Annotated in this window: 12 protein-coding genes and 1 tRNA gene; 6 read left to right on the top strand and 7 right to left on the bottom strand. The window is 44.6% G+C overall.

The window, feature by feature from the left end:
* Positions 1-207: 207 nt before the first annotated feature.
* A complete protein-coding gene (trpA, locus tag K4039_RS02035) occupies positions 208-1,005 on the bottom strand; it encodes a tryptophan synthase subunit alpha (RefSeq protein WP_265233449.1) in 798 nt (265 codons plus the stop codon).
* Here trpA and K4039_RS02030 point away from each other — a divergent pair.
* Entirely contained in the window at positions 965-1,129 is a 165-nt protein-coding gene (locus K4039_RS02030; RefSeq protein WP_265233587.1) for a hypothetical protein, read from the top strand. The genes trpA and K4039_RS02030 overlap by 41 nt on opposite strands.
* An 81-nt stretch (positions 1,130-1,210) precedes the next feature.
* Here the strand turns inward: K4039_RS02030 and K4039_RS02025 are convergent, their stop codons facing one another.
* Both K4039_RS02025 and ndhL read right to left on the bottom strand, forming a co-directional pair.
* The gene (locus tag K4039_RS02025) at positions 1,211-1,516 is read right to left on the bottom strand and encodes a DUF3007 family protein (protein ID WP_265233448.1); all 306 of its coding nucleotides are present in this window, start codon (positions 1,514-1,516) and stop codon (positions 1,211-1,213) included.
* Entirely contained in the window at positions 1,517-1,732 is a 216-nt protein-coding gene (gene ndhL, locus K4039_RS02020; RefSeq protein ID WP_193972727.1) for an NAD(P)H-quinone oxidoreductase subunit L, read from the bottom strand.
* A gap of 200 nt (positions 1,733-1,932) precedes the next feature.
* On the opposite strand from ndhL, the gene K4039_RS02015 reads away from it, so the two are divergent.
* A tRNA-Leu gene (locus K4039_RS02015) sits at positions 1,933-2,017 on the top strand.
* 399 nt (positions 2,018-2,416) lie between these two features.
* On the opposite strand, the gene K4039_RS02010 is transcribed toward K4039_RS02015, so the two are convergent.
* Together K4039_RS02010 and K4039_RS02005 are read right to left on the bottom strand one after the other, a co-directional pair.
* Complete coding sequence (locus K4039_RS02010; RefSeq protein WP_265233447.1) at positions 2,417-4,192, bottom strand: sensor histidine kinase; 1,776 nt, start codon at positions 4,190-4,192, stop codon at positions 2,417-2,419.
* Between the two features lie 415 nt (positions 4,193-4,607).
* Positions 4,608-7,319, bottom strand: coding sequence for a DNA methyltransferase (locus tag K4039_RS02005; protein WP_265233446.1), 2,712 nt, complete (start codon positions 7,317-7,319; stop codon positions 4,608-4,610).
* 172 nt (positions 7,320-7,491) lie between these two features.
* Between K4039_RS02005 and K4039_RS02000 the strand changes: the two genes are divergently transcribed.
* The 4 genes from K4039_RS02000 to ureC all read left to right on the top strand — a co-directional run bounded on the left by K4039_RS02000 (position 7,492) and on the right by ureC (position 10,911).
* Positions 7,492-8,364 (top strand): urease accessory protein UreD, encoded by an 873-nt coding sequence (locus tag K4039_RS02000; RefSeq protein ID WP_265233445.1) that lies wholly within the window; start codon positions 7,492-7,494, stop codon positions 8,362-8,364.
* An 83-nt stretch (positions 8,365-8,447) separates the two neighbouring features.
* Positions 8,448-8,750 (top strand): urease subunit gamma, encoded by a 303-nt coding sequence (gene ureA, locus K4039_RS01995; protein WP_015179363.1) that lies wholly within the window; start codon positions 8,448-8,450, stop codon positions 8,748-8,750.
* 33 nt (positions 8,751-8,783) lie between these two features.
* Positions 8,784-9,095: an urease subunit beta gene (locus K4039_RS01990; protein ID WP_265233444.1), complete on the top strand. Its 312-nt coding sequence runs from the start codon at positions 8,784-8,786 to the stop codon at positions 9,093-9,095.
* Between the two features lie 91 nt (positions 9,096-9,186).
* Positions 9,187-10,911: an urease subunit alpha gene (ureC, locus tag K4039_RS01985; RefSeq protein WP_265233443.1), complete on the top strand. Its 1,725-nt coding sequence runs from the start codon at positions 9,187-9,189 to the stop codon at positions 10,909-10,911.
* Positions 10,912-10,980: 69 nt separating this feature from the next.
* Here the strand turns inward: ureC and K4039_RS01980 are convergent, their stop codons facing one another.
* Positions 10,981-11,613, bottom strand: a complete 633-nt coding sequence (locus K4039_RS01980; RefSeq protein ID WP_265233442.1) for a hypothetical protein — start codon at positions 11,611-11,613, stop codon at positions 10,981-10,983.
* Positions 11,614-11,726: 113 nt separating this feature from the next.
* Positions 11,727-12,722 carry a pentapeptide repeat-containing protein gene (locus tag K4039_RS01975; protein ID WP_265233441.1) on the bottom strand — a complete coding sequence of 332 codons (996 nt, stop codon included), beginning with the start codon at positions 12,720-12,722 and terminating at the stop codon, positions 11,727-11,729.
* Positions 12,723-12,729 lie beyond the last annotated feature (7 nt).

The following is a 12,729-nucleotide window of genomic DNA, read 5'->3' as shown; positions in this document are numbered from 1 at the left end:
TTTCCCTACTTGGCTGAGCGTTTGCTACTGGGCGCGTGCACTGCGTTAAAATATTTTGCGTTTTGGGAGCTAAAAAAAACCCTCCGGTCAGGAACCAGAAGGAAGGCGGTATATGATCTCAAGTACAACAAGGTCTTTAATGCCAATTTTCGCCGTAAGTGGCGATCGCCCACATCTGTCTAATGGCTGAAAATATCTGCACAGTTACTAATCATTTTGAATCGCTGTTTTGAGACTCTTGCAGAATTCGCCGATCGCCTCTAAACCCTCTTCGGGAGTGCCTTGGGCCAAGCGTTTAACAAAAGCACTGCCAACAATCACAGCGTCTGCACCCCATTCTTTGACTTGGCGAGCGTGTTCCGGTGTCGAGATACCAAAGCCAACGCCGATGGGTTTGTCGGTGATGCTGCGGATTTCTTGCAGCAACTCTTTTGCTCGCGTATCTAAGCCTTCGCGCACTCCTGTAACCCCCGTCACGCTGACTAAGTAAATAAATCCTTGAGACTGGCGGGCGATCGCTTCTATGCGACTTTTGGGACTTGTGGGAGCAACTAATAATGTTAGTTCAATCCCTAATTTGTTGGCAGGTTGGATGAGGCTGTCGGCTTCTTCCAAGGGTAAATCTGGTACAACCAATCCCTGAACTCCAGCACTTTTGATTTGTTGCAAAAAGGTTTCTATACCTCGGTACAAAATCGGGTTGTAGTAGGTGAAGAGAATTATGGGCGATCGCAAATTCGGACTAACTTTAGCTACCATTTCCAGCACCGGATCTAACCGCGTTCCCCGCTGCAAAGCCCTAGTAGCGGCGGCTTGAATCACCGGCCCGTCAGCCAGCGGGTCAGAATAGGGAACACCAAGCTCGATCGCATCTGCACCGTTATCATCCAAAACTTGTAGTGCTTTAGCCGTTGTCTCCAAGTCTGGATCGCCAGCAGTAATAAAAGGAATTAATGCACATTGGTTGCTTTTACGCAACGTTTCAAAACAATTAGAAATACTCATTAGTTATGATAGAAGGAAGAAGGAAGAGGGAAGAAGGAAGAGGGAAGAGGGAAGAAGGAAGAAGATCGTGCTTATTTTCTGGGACGTGATATCTGCAATCAATCATCAGTCCCCAGTCATTTGAGAGAGAGTTTGTTACTAACGACTAATCGCTAATAACTCATCAATAACTAATGACTAATGACTGAGGACTAATGACTAATGACTAATTATCTTTTTCCTGTTCAATTTCGGCTTGAAGTTTGGCTAACTCTTCAGGAGTGAGTGCATCTAGCTGCTTCTGCAAGACAGCATCTTTGTACTCTTTAAGTTGCTCGCTATAAGTCATCTTTTGAGTAAGTGCACGAAATAAATAAGTCACCAGCCAGCCAATCAAGCCGGCGACTAAAAATAACTGACTCCAAATGCCTGCATTCATGCTGTCGAGTCCGGCGAATTGTAGTACCAAGTAGGCCAACCCACCTGCTACAAAAAAGCCGAGACTGATTCCAATTACATCAATACGTCGCATTTAGGCTTCTATCTGCCGCCGTTTGGGGCGAAAATTCAAAAAGGGAGCTAGGAGAAACATACCTGGGAAAAAGAAGAACATCAAGAAGTACATAAAGCCACGCTCAAAAGAGGTGGCCACGTACCAGCGGCTGTTCAGGTAGGCGTAGGTGGCTGCGGGTACTACCAGGAGGTAGGCTCCGGCCAAGACGGCATAAAGCAGTAAAGTAATATACATAGATTTGATTTAGGGGGAAAATCACACGGGTAAGTGCGTTGACACGCTCCGCTAGCTGGTTAACTATTGTACCGCTTGGGGAGATCCAGCGCGACTTTTGAGAATTTTTCGATTAGGGGTTGCGTAAATTGGGGTTTGGTTGTAGAATAAAAGGCTGTTGTTGTCACTGGCTCAAACCCACAGCAGCAGCTTGACGAAAGGGGGGTGTGGCGGAATGGTAGACGCTACGGACTTAAAATCCGTTGACCCGAAACGGTCGTGTGGGTTCAAGTCCCTCCACCCCCATACAATTCTATGTTTTGTGAGTTAACAAGCTGTTGCGGCATTTAACTTTGTTTTTCTGGGCGGGCTCTTCCGCCCACCCCACAAGAGTTTTAAGAAAGAAGATTTTTCAAATTAGATGCGCGCCAGCTTTTAGTAATTCTTGCAAGATTTGTGGGATGGGCTTGGAGCCATTAGTGTCAACTTAACATCAAACGTAGTTACAGACTGCTGTTTACCGCTGAGGCTCGATCCCCCCTAGCCCCCCGAAAGCAAGGGAGGGACAAGAATCTTCTCAAAGTCCCCCTCTTCTTAAGGGGGATTTAGGGGGATCTGGTCTCGGATAAAAGCGAGATTTATCAACGGTTTTAGGCGATTGTTGACACCAATGGCTTTGAGCAGCGTCCCGAATCGCCTGCTATACTACGCAGCAACTGGCAAATTAATTACAAATTCCGTGCCCTGTCCTATTTGAGAATTCACCTCGATTTTGCCTTGATGCTTGGCAACGATTTGATAGGAAATAGCTAATCCCAATCCAGTGCCTTTGCCGATCGACTTTGTAGTAAAAAATGGGTCAAATATCTGCTGGGCACTGGCTGCTGCAATTCCCGGCCCATTATCCCGAATCTTGACAGTGACAGCGTTGTCTGCCATAACTTCCGTGCTAATCCAAATCGTTGGTGAAAACCCTTTGTCTGTCTTTTTCACCTCCTCCAGCGCATCTATTGCATTACTAATAATATTCATAAATACTTGATTCAGTTGCGATCCAAAGCACTCAACCGGAGGCAAATTGCCGTATTTTTTAATAACTTCAATACCTTGTTTGAGTCGATGATTGAGAATTACCAGGGTGCTGTCTATTCCTTCGTGAATGTCGGCAGGTTTCATTTTGCCGTCATCTAAGCGCGAAAAGTTACGCATGGATACGACAATTTCATGAATGCGATCAGCTCCCATTTTCATCGAAGAAAGTGTTTTTGGCAAATCTTCTCTGAGAAATTCCAATTCAATATCTTCGATGCGCTCTTGAATTGCATCTGGTGGGTTGGGATAGTATTCTTGATAGAGAGTTACCAAACCTGCCAAATCTTCGATGTATTGGTTGGCATAGTCAATGTTGCCCCCGATGAAGTTGACGGGATTGTTGATTTCGTGGGCTATACCTGCTACCATGTGACCGAGAGACGACATTTTTTCGGTCTGAATTAATTGGGATTGAGTTTGTTTGAGTTCTTCTGTATACTCGCTAACTCGCTGAATTAATTGATTGAAAGAAGCTGCTAAAACTCCGATTTCGTCTTCGGTTGTGACTGGTACTTGCAGGTTAAAATTAGATTCGCGGGCGACTTGCTGAGCGACGTTAGTGACGGTTTCGAGGGGTTGGGCGATCGCACGGCTGGTTTTGTCCGCCAGTAACACGGCGATCAGTGCTGAAATTAGCATCCCCCCCCAAATAATTCGGTTTCCCAAACCTTCTGCTTCTTCTAATGCTTCCGCTCCTTGCAGTTTTTGAATTTCTACTGTAGAAATTAGCTCGGTTAAACTGTGAGCAAGGTTATCTAGTACCATCGCCTCTTGACCGCTGCTCGTCCTCAACATTTGTAGCTGTGCGGACTCGATGCTGTTGGGTGGCAAGTTCCAAACATCCGCTTCTTTTAACTGCAATTTAATTAGCTGATCGTAGTAATCAATGACGATGGCATATCTCTGCAATATAGCGTGCAATGCTGCCTCTTCTGTTGCTAGTTTATCGGGATTTTCTCGTGCGAAAGATTCAATTTCTGAAATCAGGATTTTCGCCTGATTGATTTGCCCGACAAAGCGATCGTGTTCGTATTGCAGCCACACCGTGTCTCCCAAAACGGCCGGCAATTTCGCCGCGTGCGATCGGGCTTCAAATACGGTATTTTGCAAATTTTGCAGCAGTTGCTGCTGTTGCCCAGCAACATTTACCTGAATTAAAGCTTGCTTGCGAAAGTAGTCTCCGGCTTTCAGTCCCGCACCCGTACCCAAAATCGCTATGCCGATCGCTAAAGCATAGCCGTAGCTAATTTTTTGGCCGATCCGCAAATGATTGAATCGTTCCCTCACCCAATTGAGATTAATAGATGAATGCTGGAACAAGTTTTTTTTAACATAGCAATTTGACTCTAGTTTACTATCTTGGCGCTGATTTTGAGTAAATAATAACATTTAAAGTTCCTCCCAAAACAATCAGGAGTTGTTGACATCCTGCACAATTTTTTGTAAGTTTGAGGAACAGCCAAAACCTGAATTTATCGGTCAATCGTTTAACTTAGGTTAAAACCTATAATATTTCGGCTCTTACTCCTGAAAAAATGCGATCGGGAGATCCGACAGTTTTTTTGGCTTTTAACTTTTGGCGTTATTTTGGGGTGGACAGTCGGTTGCGTACAAAATATTGAAACTATTTTTTGTCTTAAGTCCACCAGATAAATGCTGTTTTCGCTGCTAGCAGACGCAATTTAGCCGATCCCTTCTGAATTATCTCTGTTATTATGCGAGAATGTTTGTGATCTGTATCAACAATCTATGTGATTTTACGCTGATTTACAAAACTTATGATAACTGCGAGCAATATTTTCAATCAGTTGGGGACAGAAGGCCCAACTACGGGTTCTCCCCGTTTTTCTTTTTCTGCCAGTTCTAGGTTCAATTCCAGCAGTTTTGCTAAAATATCGTCGCTTTCAGTAAATCCGTAAGCTGCATTACATTGGCGATCGAGCGCTTCGTGGAGTTGATAAAGTTGGCTGGTTGGTTCTGCAAAAAACTTGTTGTAAAGTTGAGTAATTCCCCACTGTTTTGTTGACATCTGTTGAGTGCGATATTGGTGCAGTTCGACAGCAGTTGCGCGAATTTGCTCTACTAATTTGCGGTTGGCTGTCTGGGGAAATGGGAAAGTTTCAAAGCAGGTATTGTGGGTGTAAGCGATATCTGCTTTGAGAGTTGATTTTTGAGCGTGCATCCAAGTCCGGTGTACTTGAGATGTCAGGATGCCAAATACATAAAAATCATCAGAGGCAACAACTACTGATTTGTCTCCAGGGAGCCAGCTAACGGGCGCGGGAATGAATACAGCCCATTTCGAGACTCTGGGCACAGTAAAGTAGTGAGATAATAGTGCGATCGCCTGTCTCATCTCTGAACGCGATCGCAGGAATTTCCACCAGTAAGTTCGGGCTCGCGCATCTCGATTACCATCCCGTTCTGGCTTAACATTAGCTTTCACGTATTCAAAAGGCTGCACGTATTCACTCGCGTCTTCAATGTTCATATCATTAAAGTCAATAATCCAGCGTTCCGGCGTACCGTTAGGATTCTGTGCTAGATTTGCACCCATAGAAAAAAGTTTAAGAACCTCTTGATTTTTAGCATCTACTTTAATCCAATCATTAACCTGTTGTTCAGTAATAATAAATCCCATTCCCACCGGAATTACACCTTGAAAGCATCTGTTTGAATTCGCTAACAATTTCGCCGCGTGAGAAACATCAATCGTAGCTTGCAGCGAAGAATTAATACTTAAAACTGGGCGACCATCTAAATTGTAACGTTTCGGCTCTTCCTTACTCCAGTTAACAATACTCACATGAACTTTAGCTTCACCAGACCAAGGTTGAGTAGAAATAGCATCATAAATATAACCGCCATTTTGAGCAATATAATCTAAACCAGCAGCGCGGCTTTTCCCTTGACTAATTGAATTAGTAGCCACCAAACCAGCCCGACCATTAGTGCCTAAATTCTTATGAGCAATCCGAAACCAATAAGAGCAAAAATCTACAGAATCTTTGACATCTGAAAACCGTTCAAATACGCGGTCAATATATTTATCATTCAGTGTCATTCTCATATGCTTTCCTCCTAAAAAGGGCGGATTTCCGATAATCGCGTCCGCCTTCACCCACTCAGTAAACAAAGCATCAGCACAGACAATATTTTGATCCAAAGTATCCAAAGGCAGAGAAGGTTCTTGCAATCCCAAATTATCAATCGCCACCTTGCGGCCAATCATCAGCGTCACCCGCGCCAACTCCACCGCAAACGAGTTAAGATCCATACCATAAAATTGCTGCGGCGTAACTACTGAAAGGTGAACTTTTGAACCTTCACAGTCATTTAACTTATCTAACAATAACTTTTCAATCTGCTTGAGTTCCTGATAAGCCACATAGAGAAAATTTCCCGAACCGCAGGCAGGATCTAGTACCCGATAGCTACCTATTTCCTGGTGCAGATTTTGCAGTTGCTTAACTGTAGTTGCAGCTTGAATCCGTTCCTCCCAGTAATAAGTAATCGTTGGCAAAACAATCCGCCGAATGTCTCCCTCTGAAGTGAAGTGAATGCCATGTGCGTGCCGCTGTTTTTTATCATTCTTCAACGCCCCCTCAAAGATATTACCAAAAATAGAAGGGCGTACTTTACTCCAATTTTGCTCGGCACAAACTTCTAATATTTTTAACTCACCTTGTTGCAATTCTATGGGGTGAATTTCTGAAAATAAGCCGCCGTTAAAATATTCCACACCTTCATAACGTCCCCCAGGCGTGACTCCATCCTGGTTCATTGCTTGAAATAAGCCGCCTAAAACATCGTAGGTACTTGCCCCTTCTAAGCAATCTTTAACGCAGCGAGTAAAAAGTCCTAGCGGCAAAAGTCCCCTATCTTCCGCAAACATTGCTAACACGCACTGCAACACAAATCGCTGGGCTTGAAGCTCATTAAATTTAGGAGATTTGCGCTCTTTTTCGCGCTCAATTAGCATTTCCAGCAACATCCCCATTCTGCTAGCAGCTTTTTCTGTAATCTCGACTTGATTATTTTTAAATATCGGGCGGCGGGCGACAGATTCCATAAAAGCAAAAGCGGGCGAACGCGCTGGCAATTGCTTTAATGCTATAATGTCTAAAGGTTCATCAGGCTGAAGGTCAAAATCGTAAATGTGAAATTCATCAAAATTGCACATTATCACGTAGCGAGGGCGATCGTCTTTTTTTAGGCGCAGATAATACCGCTCAGTTTGGGCGCGATACTCCCTTTTAGTTAAGTCTTCTCCCCGCTTTTTCATTTCAATCAAAACGTGCTTTTTCCACACCAAATCAGCAAATCCCATGTGACCTTTCTTGCTGGCTTTTTCGATGCGTTGTTCATAGGTTGCGCCAGCTTCCAATGTCCCTTCGTGACCGAATGCCTGAAAAAAGCGGTCTAAAAATACCTGTGCTTGTCCTTTTTCATCGCCTGTAATGTTTTGTTGGCAGTAGGCGACGAATTTGTGGAGGCTTTCGGGGGTTGCTGGCATGGGAGGATAGTTTTAAAGGCCTGATTAATTAGTATATAACAGTTTTCAATCCGATGAAATAAAGTAAGGACTATCCGGGGTGTGCCAGGGATATCTAGATGATTTAAAAAGTTCATTGACGGCGCAGCAATCGTGGTATATTTTTGATAGTGGCTGTTTTTAGCAAAAATTTGTGACTGAACCTTCTACCAAACAAGCTGCAAATAAGATAAATGGATGGCACGGCAAGCTCAATTTAGTCTACGCCAACCGTGACGGCGCAACTCAAATCATCCACAACCAAATGCAAGCACCACTCAAGGTGCAGCGTCCGTTTTATCCTGAAGGTAAAGAGGTTTGTCACAGCGTAGTTTTGCACACGGCTGGGGGAGTTGTCGGGGGCGATCGCCTTTCCAGCAATTTTCACCTCCAAGCAAACGCCAAAGCCTTAATCACCACCGCAGCCGCTGCAAAAATTTATCGCAGCAGCGGACAGTCAGCGCAACAAAATATTGATATTCAAGTAGATTCCGCTGCGAATTTGGAATTGCTACCGCAGGAAACCATCGTTTTCGATGGCGCAATTTATCGACAAAATTTGCGGGTAGAATTAGCCCCGCAAGCCAGTATTTTACTGTGGGAAATTACCAGATTTGGACGCAGTGCTAGGGGCGAAAAATTCTTGTCGGGAGAATGGCGATCGCACACCGAAATCTGGCAGCAGAACAGCCCTCTGTGGATTGACAGACAATGGCTCCAAGGTGGATCAGAAATGCTAGAAAGTTCTCACGGTTTAGCAGGAAAACCCGTAGTCGCTACCCTCGCTTGGGTTGGTGAATCCGTCACCACAGAACTCGTGGGACAAGTGCGAGCTTTGCCATCTGAAGCAACAATTTATCCTGGTAATTGTACCATCGGCGTGACTCGCATTCCCAACGGTTTGCTGTGCCGATATCGCGGTTCGTCCACCGCCGCAGCTAGAGACTGGTTTGTGAGCATTTGGCACTTGCTGCGTTTATCTTTTTCCGAACGCCCTTGCTGTTTGCCGAGAGTTTGGGTAAAATAGAATCATATTTTATTTTCAATAGATTTACCGCGACTGATAGTTAAACTTGATCCAATAATGCGATCGCCCTTACCAGAATAAAAATGCAACTCACCCCCCAAGAAAAAGACAAGCTACTGATTTTCACGGCCGCCCTGGTAGCCGAGCGCCGGAAACAAAGAGGTTTAAAATTAAACTATCCAGAAGCACTAGCCTACATTTCCGCCGCGATTTTAGAAGGGGCAAGAGATGGCCTCACCGTCGCAGATTTAATGAGTTACGGGACAACTCTCCTGACGCGGGAAGATGTGATGGAAGGCATACCGGAAATGGTGCATGAAGTGCAAGTTGAGGCGACTTTTCCCGACGGAACTAAGTTGGTGACAGTTCACGATCCGATTCGTTAAATATTTAACCGCAAAAAATCACAGGAGACAGACATGATTCCGGGAGAAATGATTGTTGTAGAGGGCGAAATTGAATTAAATGGCGATCGCCCAACAGTGCGCTTGCTGGTCGGAAATACGGGCGACAGGCCCATTCAAGTCGGTTCCCACTATCACTTTTATGAGGTGAATGAAGCCTTAGAATTCAATCGAGAACAATCAAGAGGAATGCGGTTGGATATCCCCGCAGGTACAGCAGTCAGGTTTGAACCCGGAGATGAAAGGGAAATTCAATTAGTGCCGTTTGTTGGTAGCCGTGAAGTTTACGGCTTTAATGGTAAGATTAATGGTGAGTTAGATGGATGAAACTTCAGCTATTATCAACAATCTTGCTAAATAGTATAATTTAAGTTAGCCTCAACTACCAACTAAAAAAATATTAATATTAGGAGAAAGCATGAGTTACAGAATGAATCGCCGCGCTTACGCAGAAACATTCGGGCCGACAACGGGCGATCGCGTGCGGTTAGCTGATACTGAGTTATTCATAGAAGTTGAAAAAGACTTCACAACCTACGGGGATGAAGTGAAATTTGGCGGTGGGAAAGTCATTCGCGACGGCATGGGACAGTCGCCTATTTCTAATGCTGATGGTGCTGTTGACACGGTAATTACTAATGCTTTAATATTGGATTGGTGGGGAATTGTTAAGGCGGATATTGGACTTAAAAACGGAAAAATTTACAAAATTGGTAAAGCTGGAAATCCTTACATTCAAGATAGGGTAGATATTATTATCGGGCCGGGTACAGAAGTAATTGCTGGTGAAGGAATGATTCTCACGGCGGGGGGAGTTGATACTCACATTCATTTTATTTGCCCGCAACAAATCGAAGTGGCGATCGCCTCTGGAGTCACTACCATGATCGGCGGCGGTACTGGCCCAGCAACCGGTACAAACGCCACAACTTGCACTCCGGGGCCTTGGCATATGTACAGAATGCTGCAAGCAGCCGACGCTTTCCCCGTAAATATCGGTTTTTCAGGTAAAGGAAATAGCAGTCAACCCCAAGGATTAATTGAACAAATATTTGCCGGTGCAATGGGTTTGAAACTCCACGAAGATTGGGGAACTACGCCAGCAACGATCGACAATTGTTTGAGTGTAGCTGACGAGTACGACGTGCAAGTTGCAATTCACACCGATACTCTCAATGAAGCGGGATTTGTGGAAGCTACAATTGCGGCATTTAAAAATCGCGCTATTCACACTTACCACACAGAAGGTGCTGGCGGCGGACACGCACCGGATATTATTAAAGTCTGCGGCCAGGCTAATGTTTTGCCTTCGTCTACTAACCCGACTCGCCCTTATACTGTCAATACTTTGGAAGAACATTTAGATATGTTGATGGTTTGCCACCATTTGGATCGGGGGATTCCTGAAGATGTGGCTTTTGCTGAGTCAAGAATTAGAAGGGAAACTATTGCTGCTGAGGATATTTTGCACGATTTGGGTGCGTTTAGTATGATTTCTTCTGACTCGCAGGCGATGGGTAGGGTTGGAGAGGTGATTATTCGGACTTGGCAAACGGCACATAAAATGAAGGTGCAAAGAGGTCATTTGGATGGGCAAGATGCCCCTGCAACCAGTGGGGAAAATGATAATTTTCGGGCGAAGCGGTACATTGCGAAATATACAATTAATCCGGCGATTACTCACGGAATTAGTCAGTATGTGGGTTCGGTGGAAGAGGGGAAGTTGGCGGATTTGTGTTTGTGGCGGCCGGCGTTTTTTGGGGTGAAACCGGAGTTGGTGATTAAGGGTGGTGCGATCGCCTATGGGCAGATGGGAGACGCTAACGCCAGTATTCCTACGCCGCAACCGGTGCATATGCGGCCGATGTTTGGCAGTTTTGGGGGGGCTATTGGGGCGACTTGTTTGACGTTTGTTTCGCAGGCTGCGCGCGATCGAGATATTGCCGCACAGCTCGGTTTACAAAAGCCAACTGTAGCAGTTTCGGGGACGCGGCAGATTAGTAAAAGAGATATGAAACTGAACGATTATTTGCCGCAGATGGAAGTCGATCCAGAAACCTATGAAGTGAGGGCAGATGGGCAATTGTTAACTTGCGAACCGGCAACTGTTTTGCCAATGGCGCAGCGATATTTTCTGTTTTGATATAAGTTCGTAGTGAGGACTTCATTCCTTTTCCCGCAGGTTTTGAGGCAAGTAAGACTAAAGTCCTTACTACAAACTTATGGTTTTATTATATTTGGAATAATTGAGCGCTCGCACTATCAAACCCAGGCACAAAAACCAAAAATAAAGTGCAATATTAACACCGCTCAACAACTTCGGAATTCCCTCCAGCAAGCTCGAAACTATCTCATTTTTTAAAGGCAGCGCTTCTGCAAAAAAGGCAACAAATAACAAACCAACGCCGCTCAGCAGTAAAGGGTACGGAGTGAATTTTATTTGCCTCCTAAAAGCTAATCCGTATGCAACTGCCAGCACGGCGTAAAATATGACAATTGTCGCTTTCGGAAAACCCGCACGTCCCAGGTGAACGTGGGTGCGAAAAACTTCATTGAATAGAAAGCAACCTGTAAACAGTGCCGAATATAAAATAAATCGATTTTCCGGGCGATTTGGTTGCAGAATTCTCAGCAATCCAAAAGTAAAAGCGCACAGGATTACAGATAAATAAAATAACATTTGGAACGCCAAGAAAAAGAAACCTGCACCCGGATAGGTGGTAGAGCAAGGTGGCAAAAACAACCCTTTTACCGAAGAACCGAATAAACTCAGACACCCCGTCACTAGCGCAACCAGCACTAAAGTTAAACTGTTAAAAAAGAACACAGTTTTGTAACTTGCCATAATTAATCACTAAAAACTAACATCAGGAGATTCAATTACGAACAGTGGTAAGGTGCTTATACACCCTACGCAACTTCAATTCTCAAATCTAAAATCTCACATCTAAAATGGTATTACCCGTGCATTTCTCCACTTGGCATGATGGTACCGCGCAATTGAGCTCCCGCTAAATTAGCAGTGCTCAAATCTGCCCTAATTAAACTTGTGCGGTGCAAAATGGCATCCCGCAAATCTGTTTTAGCCAGGTAAGCATCAGTCAAGTCGGCTTCACTCAAATTCGCCTGATTAAAATTAGCACGACTCAAATCAGCCCGCACCAAATTAGCACGACTCAAATCAGCCATCACCAAATTAGCATTACTCAACTTAACATCAGGAAGAAATGCACCGCGCAAATTAGCACCAGCCAATTCAGCATCAATTAATATAGCTCTTTCCAACTTAGCATTAGTCATAACAGCCCAGCAAAGATTTGTTTCTACCAAAGTTGCTTCAGTTAAAAACGTGCCATCTAAAATAGCTTCGCTCAAATTCGCCTGAGTCAGATTTACTTCCCGCAGAGATGCTTCAGTCAAATTCGCTTTACTGAGATTAGCTTTAGTCAAATCTGCACCCAGCAAATTGACACCGCGCAAATCTGCACCTTGCAAATTCGCACCGCGCAAATTTGCACCCTCAAAAATTCGCTGCTCCTTGCGCAGATTTGCGCCGCGCAAGCAGGCACCGCGCAAATCTGCACCTTGCAAATTGACCCCTCGCATATCTGCATCGGTCAAATTTGCATCGATAAAAACTGCCAAAGAAATGTTAGCTCTGCGAAAGTCTGCACCTTGCAAAGTAGCTCCGTGGAAGTCGGCATCGGACAAATTTGCTGCGCTCAAGTTGGCCTGATTTAAGTTAGCACCACACAACTTTGCGTTAGTTAAATTTGCACGCTGAAGGTTGATTCTGCTCAGATACGACATCGCTAAGTTTGCACCCCAAAGGTCAGCACTGCTTAAATTGACGCCAATTAAATCGGCACCGATCAGGTGAACGCCTCTCAAATTCATACCTTGAAAATCTAGTTCGCCTGATGTATATCGCCTTAAAACTTCGCTGGCATTCATATTTTTT

This window comes from Lyngbya sp. CCAP 1446/10, from assembly GCF_026130175.1.
Lineage (GTDB): Bacteria > Cyanobacteriota > Cyanobacteriia > Cyanobacteriales > Microcoleaceae > Microcoleus.
The sequence above is the reverse complement of the archived record's forward strand: the minus strand, read 5'-3'. Positions and strand labels throughout refer to the sequence as shown.